Source organism: Lachnoclostridium edouardi, assembly GCF_900240245.1.
GTDB lineage: Bacteria > Bacillota > Clostridia > Lachnospirales > Lachnospiraceae > Lachnoclostridium_A > Lachnoclostridium_A edouardi.
The window spans coordinates 2,201,472-2,219,656 of record NZ_OESQ01000001.1 but is presented as its reverse complement, the minus strand read 5'-3'; the positions used below and the strand labels follow the sequence as shown (position 1 = coordinate 2,219,656).

Here is an 18,185-nt window from a genome sequence, read left to right as displayed (position 1 = left end):
AAACTTTTCAAAATTCTTTTTTTGCGATATACTAATAGTGTTNCCCGTCTTTAGAAGTTAGCACTAGAAATCTTTAGGAGTATTTTCTGCTCTGAAGCCTCACAAATGCCTTTAAATAAGGCTTTTTTTATTGCAAAAAAACTTTTCAAAATTCTTTTTTTGCGATATACTAATAGTGTTAGTGGTGCTATCTTTTTGAGGAGGGATTCTATGGCATATTTTTTAAAAAAGACAACTTTAAAAGGCAGAACTTATCTTGCGATTTATGACAGTTTTTATAATCAGGAAAAAAAGGGGGCAGCTCACAAATGCTACAAATCCCTTGGCTCTGTAGAAACACTGAAAAAGAACGGCATGGAAGATCCAATCTCTTTTTACCAACAAGAAGTAGCTCTCTTAAACCAGCAACGAAAAGAAGAAGGTGTCCGCAAAATTTCTGACATTTCTCCAACTCTTTATCTTGGATACTTTCCACTGAAAGCAATCCTTGAGAAATTAAAAATCCAAAAGTATGTGAATTATTTTCATCTTACATATGATTTTCAGTTCGATCTTTATGAATTGATTTCTACATTAGTCTACGCAAGAGGTGTATGCCCATGCAGTAAAAACAGGACATTCCACGATGTGCTTCCCAATCTGTACCATTCGTCGCATTATTCCTATGATCAGCTTCTTGATGGTCTTGCCTTTTTGGGAGAAAACTATGAAAAGTTTATCGAGATCTTTACTGTACAAACTGCGGCTGTTTATGGACTGGATACTTCAAACTCTTACTTTGATTGTACGAATTTCTATTTTGAAATAGACAGGGAGGATGATTTCAGAAAAAAAGGACCGAGCAAAGAAAACAAAAAGGAACCCATCATCGGTCTTGGGCTCCTTTTGGATCGGAACCAGATTCCGGTCGGTATGAAGATGTATCCGGGAAATGAGTCAGAAAAACCCATTCTACGTGATGTGATTGATGGACTTAAAAATAGGAACAATATCATGGGAAAAACCATCCATGTCGCAGACAAAGGACTTAATTGTGCACAAAACATTGCGTTTTCAAAACAGAATGGAGATGGTTATCTGTTTTCAAAATCTGTAAAAACCTTGCCTTCGACAGAAAAAACCTGGGTATTATTAGAACAGGATTACAAAGATGTCAAAGATAAAAGCGGAAAACTTTTATACCGCTATAAAAGCTGTATTGATACTTTTCCTTATTCCATAGAGTATAACGGAAAAAAACAGACCATTATGCTTACAGAGAAACGCCTGGTTACCTACAATCCTTCCCTTGCTGCAAAAAAAAGATATGAAATAAACCGCCTTGTAGAAAAAGCAAAAGCACTTACCCTGTCACAAGCCAAAAGGAATGACTTTGGAGAAGCAGGAAAATATGTGGATTTCACAGATAAAACAGGAAATAAAGCAAAAACAAGGATTAATCAGGCTGCCATCGATAAGGACCTCGAACTTGCCGGATACAATCTTCTGGTCACATCCGAAACCCAGATGACAGATCAGGATATTTACTGTACTTACCATAATCTGTGGAGAATTGAAGAATCCTTTAAGATTATGAAATCAGACCTGGATGCACGGCCGGTATTTCTTCAAAAAGAAAATACGATTAAAGGCCACTTTTTGATTTGCTATTTAACAGTTCTCTTAGAGAGGATTTTTCAATTTAAGATACTGGATGAAAAATATTCAACTTCAGATATATTTAGATTCATTAAAGATTTCAGGGTAACAAAAGGCGAACATAAATATATAAACACCACAAGGGATTGTACTTTTATAAATGACCTAGCTGATAAATTTCATCTTCCTTTAACGAATTACTTTCTATCTGAAACTCAAATAAACACCATTTTTAATTATAAACTATAATAACAAACACAGAAGGACTGCCGCTAGCAGTCCTTCTAAACCTTAAAGTTTGCACTATTTTTTAATCTCTGATACCAAAGTCAGGTATCATATTTTTTACAAAAAGCATACGGAAATTTTTCTTACGTTTCCTTTCTTTCCAGTGTTTAAATGGTATGTAAATAGGGGCTTCCTCCCTGACCTATACATTTCTGTCTGTGTTTTCCCCTGCCTCCACATCCTCCCAAAACTGCCATGAACCTACACTGGATTTCTTTTTTCAGGCACGTTATAATCACAAACGTAATGCAACGATGGATTTTCGGCCAGCACATTGATTTCAAAAAAGGAGAGAAAAATTATGAAAAAGCAAACAAGATTATTGGCTGTATTATCCACTGCGGCAGTGATGTCAGTAGTGGCCCCTGCATTCAACATGAATGCAGCCGACACTGTATTTGCCGGAACAACCGGCTGGGTGGAAGAAGACGGGGATTGGCGTTATTATGACGACGACGGTTATTACCTGTCCGATACCTGGAAGAAGCAGGGAGACGATTGGTACTACCTGGATTCTGACGGAAACATCACAAGAGAGGAAGCCGTCGACGAGTATTATGTAAATGCCGAGGGCAAAAGAGTTTACGACACCTGGGTTTCTGAAGATAATGAAGATAGCTGGGGAGACGACGAGCCAGAAACTTACTGGTACTACTATGGAAGAAGCGGAAAAATGACTGTAGGAAAATGGCAGTCAATTAACGATAAATGGTATTATTTTGATGAGGACGGCCGTATGCTTACAGGCAAGGTTGACATTGACGGTTCCACCTATTACCTGGGCGAGGAAAATGACGGCGTCAGAAAGACCGGATGGATTCAGCTGGAAGAGACAGACGAAGACTCTGAGGATGAGTTTTCCTGGTATTACTTTGAAAGCAGCGGAAAAATGGTCAATAATCAAATCGACAAGAAAATCAATGGTGAATACTACACCTTTATTAATGGCCGCCTGCAGAAAGGCTGGGTAAAGGTTGGCGCTGCAGATGCAACTGCCTCCGAGGCCTCTCCTGCAATTTCCTCTTATCAGTATTATGAGGAGGAAAACGGCAAACGGGCGGAAGGCTGGTACGAAATGACAGGCGTTGAAGGAATCAGCGATGAGGACGAGCTTTACCGTTTCTATTTCAAGAACGGAAAACCGTACTACGCAGAAAAAGGCATTCAGGTATTTTCCGTTGATTCAAGAAAATTTGGTTTTAACGAGAAAGGAGAAATGCAGACAGATCTTCAGAGCGTTACCTTAGAGGACGGCAAAACAGCCAACTTCTATTTTGGGGATGACGGCGTTATGAGGACTGGAAAACAGACTATTTATGATGAAGACTTAGGAGAAAACCAGGTATGGTACTTCCACACAGACGGAAGCAGAAAGGGACAGGGCTATAATGGCGTCCGCGACAACATTCTCTATATTAACGGACTCCGTCAGGAAGCTGACGCAGACCTTCGTCTTGCTCCTGTAGAATTTGAAGGCAACCGTTATCTGGTGAACACTTCAGGAAGTATCCAGAAAGCGTCCTCCTCTTCTAAATCTAATTCCAAGCCAGAGCTGGGAGATGGATTTAAGGATTATAAGGACGACAATGATGTAGTTTGGGTAGTAAATACTAAGGGCATCATTCAGTAAAGTAATTTAATATTTTAATTTCATCCGTTCAAATGCCAAAAGCGTCTGCTGCAATGCGGTTATTCTGCAGCAGGCGCTTTATTATATACAAACTTATTTAAAAGCTCTTCTTTTGTATTTCTTTTAGGCTGCTGCAAAACTGCAGACAGCATCTTCTCAAGTATATCTCCGATTTCTTTTCCCGGTTTTATTCCCGCCTCAATCAAATCCTTACCTGTTACAGACAAATCCCTTAAATACAGACAGTCTCCCCTATCTCTTATTAAATCCCTGATAAGGGCTATTTCCTTACAGTAATCTGTAATCTGCCTGCCATAGGCGGACAACATTTTCAGCTGCAGCAGATCGTCAAACAGCTCCGGCTCCATTTTGCTCATTAATAAACGAACACTTTCTTCCTCAGCCTTTACCGGATAATCCCACCATTTTACAAGGGTACGCGCCTTGCATATGGTATCATTGTCCATTTTCAAATCCTTTAAAACTAAAACGGCCTGCTCTTCTCCTGCAAAACGCAGAAACATAGCCCATCGAAGATATTTTTTTCCCTCTGGCAGAAATCCATTTTCCCGCCCATTTAACTTAACTGCCTTTTCATATGGCACCTGGTGAAAATGAGAAGATATATAGGGGCTGATTCCTGTTTCATAAACAAGGCTTATTTTTTCCGGATGAGAGGATATTAAAAGCTTTGTCAGCTCTGTCTGTATCCTCTCTTTGCTTACCTTGGCCATATTAGGGGCAATTACAGTGATGGCTTTAAAGGTCTGGGCTTCTATAGTAAAGTTCAGCTGGGCTGAAAATCGAATGGCTCTTAAAATTCTAAGCGCATCCTCTGTAAACCTTTCTATTGGATCTCCTACACAGCGTATCACCTGCTTTTTCAGATCATCCATTCCCTTAAATTCATCTACAATTCCTGTTTTATGGCTGTAAGCCATAGCATTAATAGTAAAATCCCTTCTCCTCAGATCTTCCTTCAGCACAGAAGTGTAAGAAACTGATTTCGGATGGCGCCCGTCTTCATACTCCCCGTCTATCCTGTAGGTAGTTACCTCATAGCCTGTTCTGTTCATTACCACAGTTACCGTTCCATGCTGAATTCCTGTATCTACTGTTCTGGGAAAAATCTCTTTTACCTGTTCTGGCTTTGCAGACGTTGTAATATCCCAGTCTTCAGGACTGCGGCAAAGGATGGTATCCCGGACGCAGCCGCCTACGGCAAAAGCTTCATATCCATTTTCATTTAGACGGCTGATAATACACTCTACTGCCTCCGGAATTTTCATTGTCACTTTACAGACTCCTTTTTTAATTAATATGCTCTTCCCCAGTATACCATTTTTGTGGCTGGCTTTCCGCAGCAAATACATTGATCTGATAATGTTTCCTGAGCAAAAGGCATACAGCGGGAGGTGGCCCCTGTTTCTTCTTTAATTTTATCTTCACACTCCTGGCAGCCGCACCACATAGCCTTTACAAATCCAGGTTTCTCATTAATTGTCTTTACAAATTCATCCCATACAACAGCTGAATATGTGTGGGAGTCTCTGTGGGCTCTTGCTCTCTCCAGCATATCCTTCTGAATTGTGTCTAAAAGCTCTCCCACTTTCTTCTCCAGTTCATCTAAGGATACTGTAATCTTTTCGTGTGTGTCACGTCTTACTAAAACAGCCTGATTTCCTTCCATATCCTTTGGTCCGATTTCTACACGCACAGGAATGCCTCTCATTTCTGACTCACTGAATTTCCAGCCTGGGCTCTTATCAGAATCATCTACCTTTACTCTGAAATTAGAAAGAGTATTTTTCATTTCATATGCCTTATCTAAAACTCCTTCTTTTTTCTGCTGAATCGGCACAATTACTACCTGGGTAGGGGCAATAGCCGGAGGCAGCACCAGTCCGTTGTCGTCGCCGTGAACCATAATAATGGCGCCAATCAGACGTGTGGTCATGCCCCAGGAGGTTTGATGCACATACTGTAATTTGTTTTCCTTGTCTGCATACTGAATTTCAAATGCCTTTGCAAATCCGTCTCCAAAGTTGTGGCTGGTTCCGGACTGCAGGGCCTTTCCGTCGTGCATCAAGGCTTCTATTGTATAAGTAGCTTCTGCTCCTGCAAATTTTTCTTTATCTGTTTTTCTTCCCCGAATAACAGGCATAGCCAATACGCTTTCACAAAAATCTGCGTACAGGTTCAGCATCTGAATTGTTCTTTCCTCCGCCTCTTTAGCTGTAGCATGGGCAGTATGTCCCTCCTGCCATAAAAACTCTCTGGAGCGCAAAAACGGCCTTGTAGTTTTCTCCCAGCGCACTACAGAACACCACTGATTATATAATTTAGGCAGATCTCTGTAGGACTGAATATCTTTTGCATAAAAATCGCAGAAAAGAGTTTCTGAAGTAGGTCTTACACACAGTCTTTCCTGCAAAGGCTCTAATCCTCCGTGTGTAACCCAGGCCACCTCCGGAGCAAATCCTTCTACGTGATCTTTTTCCTTCTGCAGCAGACTTTCCGGAATAAACATAGGCATATAAACATTTTCTACCCCTGTTTCCTTAAACCGTCTGTCCAGCTCCTTCTGAATATTTTCCCAGATTGCATATCCGGCCGGCTTAATCACCATACAGCCTTTTACACTTGCATAATCAATCAGCTCGGCTTTTTTCACTACGTCTGTATACCACTGTGCAAAATCCACATCCATAGACGTAATGGCTTCCACCATCTTTTTTTCCTTTGCCATTCCTATCTCCTCCTGATTTTAATTTTTTCCTCATAAAACTAAAAAGTGACCCGATCCCTCCATATAAGGGACCGAATCACTCGGCGGTACCACCCAAATTAACTGCCTGCGCAGTTCTCTCTTCTCCGTTAACGCCGGCAGCCACGCTGTGTTTTTCACAGAGCTCCAAGGCGGGTTCAGTATTCATGGAACATAGAAGTCTTTCACCAATGACTTCCTCTCTGTAATGTATAAATACTTACTATTCCTCTTCTCAGCCATATATTATTATATAAAACTCCTGGAAATTTAATATTTATTTTCCTGTAGGTTGATTCTACGTCATTTTTTTCCTGTTGTCAAGAGTCACTGCTGCTGACTAATAAACCGCTTACCGCCCATTTGTAAGTTTCAATAGACTGGAATAAACCTAAGTCCGCCTGACGGAAAGCAGCTTCCTTCTGCTGAAAAGCAGCCTTCTGCTGTAAGTATTCCATGTTGCTCAGCATATTGAGCTGATACTGCGCCTCCGCTCCCCTCCAGGTAATAGCTGCGCTTTCATAAGCTGCTTTTGCCCCCTCATAAGTAGCCTTCTGCTGAAACATATCGTCATAAAGGCTTCTCACAGTAACGCTTACCTGATCTTCCGCCTGCTCAATGTCTAAAAGACGGCTTCTGTCTTTTTTATTTGTCTTTTCCTTTGTATCCAGTTCTGTGTGCCGTTTTGTTCTCAGCTCATAATTATTGCCAATAGCCGCCGTACAGTCCGCCTCAATATCCACAGTATCTAAATAGCTTAAATCGGCGCCTGGAATCTGGCCTATGTTTTTTCCTGCTGCAGTATTTTGACCAGTTAAAATATAAATGTTCCTTTTAACCTGGTCAATACTGGCATTTAATGCATTCAGAGAAGCCTCCGCGCTGCCCAGTCCATTGGCGGCAGTTAAAATATCGCTTTCCACCGCCATATTAAGTCCTGCCATTGCGTTAGCGCTTTCCACCGCCGCCTTTGCCGCTGCCACATTGGTTTCCACCATTTCCTTCTGCGCCATCAGCTGCCAATAAGTATTTACTAAAACCTGAGCATTATATGTTAATGTGTCCTCTGTTTGGTTTAAAGTCTGCCTACTGGATGATTTATCCATATCTTCAGCTGTGTCCTGCTGCTTTTTCGCATACTTTCTTAATGTCTTAACATTTTCCCTCAGATTTTTCGCAGCCTCTTTCGCTTCTGCCGTGCCTTCCTTCTCCAGGTCAAGGGCCTCGTCGTAAAGATCATTGGCCTCGTCCCGCAGCTCCTCGGCCACTTTCATAGACTCTTCTGCAGCTACATAATAAGACTCATTGGCGCTTTTAACAACAGGATGATACTGGCGTATCCATTCCTTCAGCTGACTGTATTCGATTGTATCTCCTGTCAGCTGATCGCTGACAGGCTCTGCCATTGCAGCCAAAGAGAACACCGCGCTCAGGCCGGCTGCAAGAAGAGCTGTTCTGCCTATTGTCAGCCATCTGTTCCTTTTTCTAATCATGTTATGCCTCCTGTTTCAAACTGTACGCGTCTTATTAGCTTGAGGCCACCAGCCCGTTTACTGCCCAGTCGTAGTTCTGCATTGCCTGCACCAAATTCAGCTTTGCAGTTTTTACATCCATCTCTTTTTGAAGATATGTATTCTGCTCCTGGAGAAACTCTAAAAGGCTGGCCTCCCCAATTTGATATTTCAGATCTATATCTCTTTTATTAACTGCCTCTAAGGCCAAAGCAGACTGGGCTGTATCGTAGTCAGACTTTTTATTCATAATTTCCTCATAAAGTGTTTTCATCTGGCTTCTTACTGTTTCTTTTGAAGAATCAATATTCGCCTGGGCAGTTTTTCTGGCGCTGTCCTCGCTGACATTTTCCAGCTGTCTTGTGTAATACTTTACATCATAATTATTTTCCAAGGCTTTTGCCGTGTCTGCATCCACGTTTAATAAGTTCAGCCTTTCCATATCCGGCTCCGGCACGTTTCTGATTTCCGGATCTCCGTTTACTTCCCAGCCTAAAATAATACACAGGTTTCTTTCAATTTGATTTTTTCCTTTTTCTGCCGCCGCTATACTGGCCTCCAGATTACTTACATTTTCCTGAGCTGTTAATATGTCTGCCTGTGTAGCCATACCAATAGACTGGCGCAGTACAGCAGACTGATATACCTCATTTAAAAGTCCTTTTGTGTCCTCCAGCAGTACCAGGCTGTTGTTCATCTGCTCATAAGAGTTCATTAAAATCTGAGCCTGCATCACCAGCCCTGCTTCCTGCTGATCAAATCTGATTTTCGTCATCACATTGTCTGTCACGCTGGATTCTGCCGTCTGCATCATAAGTTTTGCCTGGTATTCCAGCATAGCAGAGCCATAAAGCATACTGGCATATGCTCCCTCAGGAGCCATCTGGTATGTGTCAGGAGGATATAAGGAATCTGCCTGGTCCATCATATCTGTAGCCTGATCCCAAAGATCGTTTTTTGCGTCTCCAAAATCATTATCTCTGTTATCCTCATATGTAACCCTGTTTTTGTACACCGTTTTATTGTATTCATGTACTAAATCTGCCAGCTCGTCATATTCCATTACGTTATCCCTAAGCTGAGCCCATTTTTCCGCCGAATATGCAAATTCCGGGCTGGCAGCCGCCTGCATGGCCGGGACAGCTGTAAATACAGCCGTCATAGTCAGAGCCAGCAGACTTTTTGCCCTATATTTCATGTTTTCCTCCTTTATTAGTCGTCAATTAAATGATCATTATTTTCAAAATGTTTTCTTCCCATCTTGTCAATAACAGGATAAATAGTAGGCAGCATGATTAAAGACAGTATGGTCGAGGCCATCAGACCTCCCACGTTAACAAGAGCCAGACCCTGCATAGTTTCTCCTGATTCTCCATATGCAAAAGCCATAGGAAGCATGGACAAAACTGTTGTCAAAGTTGTCATTAAAATAGGTCTGAGACGAATAGCTCCGCCCTCTACTAAAGCAGTCTCAAGCCCCTTTTCTCCTCTCAGCTGGTTAACTGTATCTACGTATAAAATACCGTTGTTTACTACTGTACCAATCATCATAAGGAAACCTAACATAGATACCATGCTGATTTTACATTTTGCTAAATACAGCAGTCCAAATGCTCCGATTAAACTAAAGGGAATACTGAACATAACCATTAATGAAAACTTAGGAGACTCAAACTGCATAGCCATAACTACAAAGATCAAAAATACTGCTGTTCCAATAGCTCCCGCCAAAGCTCCCAGCTCTTCCGCCATCATTTCATCCATAGCATTAGCTGCATTTGATACACCTGCAGGGAATTGATATTCTGCGGCAAATTTCTTTACTTCTGCCTCAGCTGTTTCCTCATATCCTTCTACAGCCTCGCATGTAATAGCCACCTCGTACTGCTTATCTCTTCTTTCAATAGTCAGCGGGCTGTCTGCGTAGTAAATCTCTCCAATGTCTGAAAGAGGCACTTGAGTTCCTCGTGGAGTGGAAATCATCAAGCCTTCCATTTTATCAATAGTGTCATATTCGTCCGGCGCATATTCTACACGCACGGACATATCCTCACCTGTGGAGTTGAGAGTCATAACCTCTGAACCACTTAATGTGGAATATATAATTCCTCCTATGCTGGCCGGAGTCAGCCCCTCTGCCTGGGCCTTTACAGGATCAATATTTACTTTAATTACAGGAGCTGCATTTTCTACAGAAGAATGAACCTTTGTAACATCCTCTCTGGCCTTTAGCTGTTCCACCATATCCTGAGCGACTGCCTTAGCTGCATCGTAGTCCACACTTTCAATATCAATCTCAATATTGTTGGTTGTCATGCTGCTCATGCTGGTACTTCCGCTTTCCATGGTAATCGTACAATCTGTGTACCCTTTTACCATTTGCCGCCATTTTTTAATTACCTCGTCAGTAGAAAGACTTCTGTCATCCTTTAAATATGCAGTTAAAGTGGAGCTGTCTCCAGTTGAAATACTTAAACCGCTGGCTCCATATGTAAGCAGATAGCGGTCTACGTCCTCATCTGCCATTACCATGTCTTCCAGCTGAGTTAAAATTTTGTTATTTGCCTCTACTGTTAAACCTGGCTTTGTGGTGATTGTCATATTTACAATACCTTCATCTACTGCTGTTATCAGTTCAACGCCTAAATTACCTGCCATAATAAAAGATATACTCAGCAAAAGCACTGATACTCCCAGCACTGTTTTCTTTTTAGGGATAATTTTCCGCACAACAACTCTGTAGCTATCCTGCATTGCAGAAACCAGTTTATTAACCGGAGCATCTGTTTTCTCATGAGGATGAATGAACAAATACATTAACGGTACAATAATAACAGCTGAGAACAGGGAAGCCATCATACAGAATACAATAGTAAAACCTAAGGGCTTAAACATCTGTCCTGACAGACCCTGAAGCAACGCTAAAGGCAAAAATACAACGCAGGTTGTAGCTGTAGAACCAATCAGTGAATTAATAACTAAACGCGCGCCCTCAATAGCAGCGTCATAATAATTTCTCTTTTCTTTTGATCGGAAGCAGCTTTCCAGCATAACAATAGAGTTATCAACCATCATACCAACGCCTAAAACCAATGCTCCCAGGGAAATAACGTTAAGAGAAAATCCCATTGACCTCATTAAAATTAAGGCCACCACAACTGAAATAGGAATAGAGCTTCCTACGATCAGAGACGCTTTTACATCTCCGAAAAACAGGAACAGTACTAACATGGAAAGCACAACTGCCATGCCAAGAGTAGTCATAACACTTTCCAGGGAATCCATAATCAATTCACTGGAGTCATTAATAATTTCTATCTGCAGCGCTGGGTTCTTTCTTTTTAAGTTTTCTACTTCCTTTAACACCTGCTCAGAAACCTCTACTGCGCTGGCGCTTTGCTGCTTCTGAATACTAATGGAAACAACGTCGTTTTTGTTGTACCGCCCAATACTGTCAGCTTCCTCTAAAGCTTCATATACGTTTGCAATATCAGAAAGATGAATTGTATCTCCGCTTGCTAAAGGAATCGCTATAGACTTCAGACTTTCTATATCGTCGTAGTCATTACCTACGCTGACGCTGAGAGATTCGTCCCCCACTTTTGTTTTTCCTGCCGGAATAGCGAAATCCGCTGCGCCTACAATCTGAGCCACTGTACTCATATCCAGTCTGTACTGACTCATCTGCTCTGGCAGTAACTCTATTCTAACATAGCTTTCCTGTCCTCCCGCCAGGGAAATATCACCTACGCTAGACAGTTTTTCCAATTCTGGTACAATTTCATTGTTCACGTAGTTGTATAAGTTTCCCTCTGTACCGCCGCTGACAGCCATAGTAATAACAGCCTGAGCGTTCATATCCATTTCCACAATGTTGGACTCATCTGCATCTTCAGGCAATTCACTTTTGATCCCGTCAATAGCCTTTTTTAGATCCATATAAGCTGTATCCATGTTGGTTCCATAGTCGTACTGAATTAAAACAATAGATACATTCTCCATGGAGTAGGAATCTACCTCTGACTTACCACTTAAAGTCGCCACAGCATCTTCTATTTCTTTACTAATCAAATCATTTACATCTTCCGGGCTGGCTCCTGCATATGTTGTTGCCACAATCATCATAGGCATTTCCATCTCTGGCATTAATTCCAGTTTTGCCCCTAAAACAGACTGCATACCAAAAAATATCAGCGTAACTAACGCCAGCAGCACTGTAACAGGACGTTTTAAAGCAAATTTTGTAAAGTTTAACATTTATGTCCCTCGCCTTCCGCTTTGCCGATTATTCAGCGTCTGCTGTTTCGTTGTTTTCTGCACCACTTTCTGACGCACCAGTTTCTGCTGCGCCGCTCTCTGCTGTGCTGGTATCAGTTTTCAATACCTCTACGCCATCCGTAAGTTCATTGCTCCATGTGACAATTACCTGGCTGTCATTAGTGATTCCAGATTTTACCTCCATGTATTCTGTATCATAAAGGCCACTTTCAATATCTACTCTTTTGGCAATGCCGTTATCGTAAATATAAATATATGGATTTCCGTCATCATAAGATACGCATCGCAGAGGAACAGTCAGCACATTTTTCACCTGATCTTTCATAATCGTTACCTTTGCTTTGGAACCAGTAGACAAGGCGCTTCCGTTTTCGACTCCTGCCTTAATTTCATATAAGCCGCTGCCTTCATTTACCGCTGATGCAATTTCAGTAATAGTTCCCATATATGTAGTTCCATATTTATCTAAAGTTACTTCCATACCTGTCTGAAGGTTTTTCATAACTCTTTCCGGTACACTGAAATTTATCATAATCTGATCTTTTACAGAGATAACGCAAACCGGCACTGACGGCGACAGCATATCGTGAGGATCAATATTTCTGGATTCAATCACTCCGCTTATAGGCGCTGTAACTGTCGTATATTTCACCTGAAGATCATACTGGTTTTTTGCCGCTTCATATTGAAGTCTTGCGGCTGTAGCCGCGCTTTGGGCCTGCTCCAGCTGTTGCTGGGAAATAGTTCCTCCTGCAAATAGCACCTGCATTCTCTGGAGGTTGGTATTAGCGTCATTCATAGATACCTGAGCGCTATCTACCTGAATTTTCAAAGCTGTCAACGCATCTGAGTCTATTCTGCAGAGAATCTGACCCTCCTGCACATACTCTCCAGCTTCAAACAATACCTCTAAAGCTTCTCCACTCATCTTAGGAGTTACTGTTACTGTCTCCGAAGGCTCTATTGTTCCAATTACATCGGTATATAATGTAATATCCTTTACTTCTGGCAGTCCAACTTCAATAGCCGGCCTTACATCCTCTTTTACAACTTCCTCTTTGTGATTCATCTTCATATAAGCCCCGCCTGCAGCTATTGCTACCACTACAAGGCCGATGATGATTTTTCCTGCTTTTTTCATAATGTCTCTCCTTTTCTATTTACTCACACAGCCCACGCCGTATTATTTTTAATTGCTCATGCACAATCTCTTCCACTTCTTTAGGCTTTACAGCAGCCATATGATATATTGCAGTATATTTTAGAGCTAATGATATTAATAACTCCATTACACACCCCATCTGCTGCTCATCTCTTACTTTGCATTTTTCAGGATTATGACGCTTATAACATTCTTCTACAAATTTCAAATATTCTTCATTTTGGTGAAGAAATCCACCAAAGCCAAATGTTTTCATATTTGTCACTGTCCCCACATTTAACAGCAGGTTTCTGTATATTTGAGAATTTGGCTGATCCTTTCCATGACGAATCATATCCAGGGTCATTCTTTCTGCAGCTTCCACCACATCTCCATCAGCCTTTTCAATTTGGTCTAAAATATATCTTTTGCAGGCATCGCAGAAATCCTGCAGAAGATACTGGATTAAATCATCCTTATCCTCAAAATATGTATAAAAGCTGCCTCTTGATATATCTGCAGCCTTTATAATTTTATTAATAGATATGTCCGCGTAAGGAACTCTTGCACATTCTTCCATGGCCGCTTGTTTGATAATATTTTTCTTTTCTTCTTTTAAATGAAAAAATCTTTGTGTAGGCATCCTCTTTTACCTATCCTTCTTAATAATGACATCTTGTCATGTTTGTGATTATACTATATTTATATTTTTTAGGCAAGAAAAATAACGTAATATTTTTGCCAAAATGACAATTTGTCATTTTGTCTAATTTGGCCCTAATTATAAGGAAATATTAGGAACTTTTTTCAGCAAACTTCAACTCTTATTATAACTTATGTCAAGTAATTATAATTTCCCATATAGGAAGTATAATGACCTCGTAATGCAATTAGAAATTTCAAAAAGGTATTTCAAAAAGAAAAAAGGAGAGTGCATTCATTATGAGAAAGCAGACAAAATTAGTTGCAGTATTATCTGCATCAGCTCTGTTAGCAATGGGCGCTTCCATGACATCTTTCGCAGCAACTGGCTGGACACAGGAAGATGGCACATGGTATTACTATGACAGAGACGGAAGCCGCGTAACAGACGAGTGGAAGAAATCAGGAAATTACTGGTTCTGGTTAGATGACGACGGAGCTATGGCTACAGATATGTTAGTAGAAGACGATGACGACTACTACTATGTAGACGTAAACGGCGTTATGGTTACTAATAGATGGGTAGCAGTAGACAATGAGGATGCTGGCGATGATTATGAGCCAGATCAGTATTGGTACTACTTTGGCTCCAACGGTAAAGCATTCCAGGGAAATGACAACAATTCTTCCCCAAGATTCAAAACCATCAACGGCAAAAGATATGCTTTTGATGAGGATGGAAAAATGCTTTACGGCTGGGTATCTTCCGACGGAGAGCGTCAGACAGATGACGACGGCTGGAAGGGCGTAGATGGTATGTACTATCTGGGCGATGAGAACGACGGTGCCTTAAAGACTGGTTGGCAGGAAATTACAGTTTTAGATGAAGACTGGACAGATGACAACCCATACGATGAGAACTTTGATGACGAGCAGACTCGTTGGTTCTACTTCAAGTCCAATGGTAAAAAATACTACAACAACAGTACAGATCCAAACTATATTACAAAGACAATCAACGGCAAAAAATATGGTTTCGACGATAACGGTCGTATGGTAGTTGAATGGAATGTAAATACAACATCAGCTGTAGACGGTGTAAATACAGCTACTGGCTCTATTACAAGAGAGTGGGCATACTTCTCATCTCCAGAAGATGGCGCCCGCAAGACAAAAGGCTGGTATAAAGTAACTCCAGATCACGACTTAGATGCTTCCAAATACAATGATGCAGAAGAGTTCTGGTATTACTCTGACGGAAGCGGCGATGTAGTTGCTAACGAAGTTAAGACAATTAAGGGCAAAAAGTACTTATTTGACCAGTACGGCAGAATGCAGGATGGATTACAGTTAGTTCAGTTTGAGAGCGGCAGCAATAAGGATGTAGCAATGGTATATGATGATGACGATGCTACACTGCCAATCGACACAGAAGATAATTTCGATGCTACTGTAAGAACTCTGATGGCTCAGGCTGATGAAGCTGGAGACTATGCTGTTATGTACTTTGGCGACGAAGATGACGGTTCCATGAAGACTGGCAAGCAGACTGTATATATTGACGGCGATAAATTTACATTCTCCTTCAACAAGTCTGGCGTAGCTAAGGGACACGGCGAGTGCGATGTTGACAAGAAAGACAAAGTTGCATATGCAATGGGTAAACAGTATAAGGCAGATTCTGATAATAAGTATGAAGTAATTATCAGAAAAGAAAATGGTAGCGGTTATACACTGGAAAGCATGAGTGTAAAAGACTTCCTTGATTCTAGCTATGTGACAAGTTCAGGTCAGTTAGTATACAAAGATAAAGATGCTGAAAAAGAAAAATATATGGTATACTATGATAAAGATACAGATCTGAGCGGATATGTTGGCCAGAATACAGCTTACACTAGCGCTACAAACAATGTAGACAATACTGTATCTCTTCCACAAGGTGTAGACGCATATGTAGTAAATACTTCTGGTAAGATTATCGAGAAGAAGAGCAAATGTAAAGACGGCGATGACATTATCCTGGATGTATCCAATTGGGAAATCAAAGCTATCTACGAAGAATTAGACTAATTAGAGTATTAGTGATTCTTACTTTCGATATGAAATTCTAATTGCCATGTATGCTGATATTGATTATTAGCATACAAAAAGAGAGTATCCATAAGGCCAATAGGCTGGAGGGTACTCTCTTTTTCTAATTCAAAAAAGAGACAGCTTCCACTGTCTCTCTTCTGAATGCTAATCATAGAATTAACATCTTTGGCAATTAGAATTTCATATCGAAATATAGATTATTGATTAGTCTAACTCTTCGTAGATTTCTTTAACTACATAGTTATCAACTTTGATAATGTAGTCATCGCCATCTTTGCATTTGCTCTTTGTCTTAACAAGGCTTCCAGATGTATTTACTACCCAAGTATTTTCAATATCCTGACCATCATATACTGTTGGCTTTGTCTGACCATCTTTACCGAGGTAGTACTTATTATCTTCATCACCATTTGATTTGTAAGTTATTTCTGGCTCACCAGTAATCAAATTTACATATTCTTCAGTTGTTAAGGATACAAGAACACCATTCTCCAGTTCTAAGATGACCTCATACTTGTTGTCAGAATCTGCTTTGTATTTCTTACCCATTGCATAAGCAACTTTGTCAGACTTATCTACTTCGTTTCTACCCTGACCCTTCTTGCTTCCGCTCTTATTGAACTCGAAGTCAATCTTGTCGCCATCAATGTCGATAGACTGTTTGCCTGTCTTTACAGCTCCATCATCTTCACCTCCGAAGTACATGAAGCTCATATGCCCAGCATCACCTTCTTCAATGATCTTCTTAATTGTTGCATCCAGATCATCTTCTGTCTCAAAGTTGTAGTTAGCATCGTCATCTTCATAAGAAGCTACGATATCTTTTGTGCTGGCAACCTCAACACCGCTGCTGTTTGTAGTTGTAGCAAACTCAACCAGCATTAAGCTATCCAGCATACGGCCATACTCGTTGAACGCATACTTTCTGCCATTGATTGTCTTAATCTCGTTAGCATACAGCTCGCCGTTGCCATCTGCATAGTACCAGTACTCTTCTGCATCATCATATTCCTTAGAATCCAGATCCTCATCTGGGATTACCTTGAACCAGCCTTTTGTCTTACGAGCTCCATCTTCTGGAGATGAGAAGTATGACCACTCTCTTGTGTATGTTGCTTCACCCTGTGTTCCTACAGTAGTTGCAACGTTCCACTCAACTACCATACGACCGTTATCATCAAAACCGTATTTCTTGCCGTTGATTGTCTTTGTAACAAACTCTTTATCTGTGTCTGTATTCTCATATCTCTTACCATTGGACTTGAAGTAGAACCAACGATCCTGATCCTCATCAAATGTATCGTCGTCTTCATCCCAGCTGTCATCTGTGATGCTGATCAGTCTCCAGCCTGTAGACATAGCACCGTCATTCTCATCACCTAAGTAGTATACAGCATCTGTCCAATCGTCGTCACCTGTCTGTCTCTCGCCGTCATTGCTTACCCAGCCGTAAAGCATACGTCCTTCATCATCAAATGCATATTTCTTGCCGTTGATGGTTTTGAACTTTGTTGTAGAAGAATTATCGCTTCCCTTGTAAGCTTTACCATTTGACTGGAAGTAGTACCAATACTGATCTGGCTCGTCTTCATCACCAGCATCCTCATTGTCTACTGCTACCCATCTATTAGTAACCATAACGCCGTTTACGTCTACATAGTAGTAGTCGTCATCGTCTTCTACTAACATATCTGTAGCCATCTCTCCGTCGTCATCTAACCAGAACCAGTAATTTCCTGATTTCTTCCACTCGTCTGTTACGCGGCTTCCGTCTCTGTCATAGTAATACCATGTGCCATCTTCCTGTGTCCAGCCAGTTGCTGCGAAAGATGTCATGGAAGCGCCCATTGCTAACAGAGCTGATGCAGATAATACTGCAACTAATTTTGTCTGCTTTCTCATAATGAATGCACTCTCCTTTTTTCTTTTTGAAATACCTTTTTGAAATTTCTAATTGCATTACGAGGTCATTATACTTCCTATATGGGAAATTATCAATACTTTTTTTACATTTTTTCCAACTTCTCGAAAAATCAGTTAAATATTGATATTTTTCCTAAAGGTTTTATTTTACCTCTTCATCACGTTTACAGTATAATATACTTTTAATAAAAATACCATAACTTTTCTCTGTTCATTTTCTTACGTAATTATTACAAAAAGAGCTTTTTCGCAACAAATTGCATCCGCAGAGAT

The 18,185-nt window shown here is 40.8% G+C and carries 11 protein-coding genes and 1 other annotated feature; of the genes, 3 read left to right on the top strand and 8 right to left on the bottom strand.

Features of this window, described 5'->3' with window-relative positions; translation table 11 throughout:
* Window positions 1–210: 210 nt before the first annotated feature.
* Both C1A07_RS10415 and C1A07_RS10410 read left to right on the top strand, forming a co-directional pair.
* Window positions 211–1,887 (top strand): IS1634 family transposase, encoded by a 1,677-nt coding sequence (locus C1A07_RS10415; RefSeq protein WP_101875548.1) that lies wholly within the window; start codon window positions 211–213, stop codon window positions 1,885–1,887.
* Between the two features lie 340 nt (window positions 1,888–2,227).
* Window positions 2,228–3,556 (top strand): cell wall-binding protein, encoded by a 1,329-nt coding sequence (locus tag C1A07_RS10410; RefSeq protein WP_101877049.1) that lies wholly within the window; start codon window positions 2,228–2,230, stop codon window positions 3,554–3,556.
* Window positions 3,557–3,615: 59 nt separating this feature from the next.
* On the opposite strand, the gene C1A07_RS10405 is transcribed toward C1A07_RS10410, so the two are convergent.
* The 7 genes from C1A07_RS10405 to C1A07_RS10375 form a co-directional block, all read right to left on the bottom strand.
* Window positions 3,616–4,851, bottom strand: a complete 1,236-nt coding sequence (locus C1A07_RS10405) for a CCA tRNA nucleotidyltransferase (protein ID WP_101877048.1) — start codon at window positions 4,849–4,851, stop codon at window positions 3,616–3,618.
* 20 nt (window positions 4,852–4,871) lie between these two features.
* Complete coding sequence (gene proS / locus C1A07_RS10400) at window positions 4,872–6,305, bottom strand: proline--tRNA ligase (protein WP_101877047.1); 1,434 nt, start codon at window positions 6,303–6,305, stop codon at window positions 4,872–4,874.
* 63 nt (window positions 6,306–6,368) lie between these two features.
* Window positions 6,369–6,569 (bottom strand) — a binding site (T-box leader).
* 74 nt (window positions 6,570–6,643) lie between these two features.
* A complete protein-coding gene (locus C1A07_RS10395; protein ID WP_101877046.1) occupies window positions 6,644–7,816 on the bottom strand; it encodes a TolC family protein in 1,173 nt (390 codons plus the stop codon).
* 34 nt (window positions 7,817–7,850) lie between these two features.
* Window positions 7,851–9,032, bottom strand: a complete 1,182-nt coding sequence (locus C1A07_RS10390) for a TolC family protein (protein ID WP_101877045.1) — start codon at window positions 9,030–9,032, stop codon at window positions 7,851–7,853.
* Window positions 9,033–9,046: 14 nt separating this feature from the next.
* Window positions 9,047–12,091 carry an efflux RND transporter permease subunit gene (locus C1A07_RS10385; protein ID WP_101877044.1) on the bottom strand — a complete coding sequence of 1,015 codons (3,045 nt, stop codon included), beginning with the start codon at window positions 12,089–12,091 and terminating at the stop codon, window positions 9,047–9,049.
* A gap of 28 nt (window positions 12,092–12,119) precedes the next feature.
* Complete coding sequence (locus C1A07_RS10380) at window positions 12,120–13,253, bottom strand: efflux RND transporter periplasmic adaptor subunit (RefSeq protein ID WP_101877043.1); 1,134 nt, start codon at window positions 13,251–13,253, stop codon at window positions 12,120–12,122.
* A 19-nt stretch (window positions 13,254–13,272) separates the two neighbouring features.
* A complete protein-coding gene (locus tag C1A07_RS10375) occupies window positions 13,273–13,896 on the bottom strand; it encodes a TetR/AcrR family transcriptional regulator (RefSeq protein ID WP_101877042.1) in 624 nt (207 codons plus the stop codon).
* A gap of 299 nt (window positions 13,897–14,195) precedes the next feature.
* Between C1A07_RS10375 and C1A07_RS10370 the strand changes: the two genes are divergently transcribed.
* Window positions 14,196–15,965, top strand: coding sequence for a cell wall-binding protein (locus C1A07_RS10370; RefSeq protein ID WP_101877041.1), 1,770 nt, complete (start codon window positions 14,196–14,198; stop codon window positions 15,963–15,965).
* A gap of 228 nt (window positions 15,966–16,193) precedes the next feature.
* Here C1A07_RS10370 and C1A07_RS10365 read toward each other — a convergent pair whose 3' ends face one another.
* Window positions 16,194–17,891 carry a cell wall-binding protein gene (locus C1A07_RS10365; RefSeq protein ID WP_101877040.1) on the bottom strand — a complete coding sequence of 566 codons (1,698 nt, stop codon included), beginning with the start codon at window positions 17,889–17,891 and terminating at the stop codon, window positions 16,194–16,196.
* Between the last annotated feature and the right edge of the window lie 294 nt (window positions 17,892–18,185).

Bases quoted from the DNA above. Each gene is read 5' to 3' on its own strand.
- C1A07_RS10415 (WP_101875548.1), top strand. From the start codon at position 211: ATGGCATATTTTTTAAAAAAGACAACTTTAAAAGGCAGAACTTATCTT.
- C1A07_RS10410 (WP_101877049.1), top strand. From the start codon at position 2,228: ATGAAAAAGCAAACAAGATTATTGGCTGTATTATCCACTGCGGCAGTG.
- proS (WP_101877047.1), bottom strand. From the start codon at position 6,305: ATGGCAAAGGAAAAAAAGATGGTGGAAGCCATTACGTCTATGGATGTG.
- C1A07_RS10395 (WP_101877046.1), bottom strand. From the start codon at position 7,816: ATGATTAGAAAAAGGAACAGATGGCTGACAATAGGCAGAACAGCTCTT.
- C1A07_RS10390 (WP_101877045.1), bottom strand. From the start codon at position 9,032: ATGAAATATAGGGCAAAAAGTCTGCTGGCTCTGACTATGACGGCTGTA.
- C1A07_RS10385 (WP_101877044.1), bottom strand. From the start codon at position 12,091: ATGTTAAACTTTACAAAATTTGCTTTAAAACGTCCTGTTACAGTGCTG.
- C1A07_RS10380 (WP_101877043.1), bottom strand. From the start codon at position 13,253: ATGAAAAAAGCAGGAAAAATCATCATCGGCCTTGTAGTGGTAGCAATA.
- C1A07_RS10375 (WP_101877042.1), bottom strand. From the start codon at position 13,896: ATGCCTACACAAAGATTTTTTCATTTAAAAGAAGAAAAGAAAAATATT.
- C1A07_RS10370 (WP_101877041.1), top strand. From the start codon at position 14,196: ATGAGAAAGCAGACAAAATTAGTTGCAGTATTATCTGCATCAGCTCTG.
- C1A07_RS10365 (WP_101877040.1), bottom strand. From the start codon at position 17,891: ATGAGAAAGCAGACAAAATTAGTTGCAGTATTATCTGCATCAGCTCTG.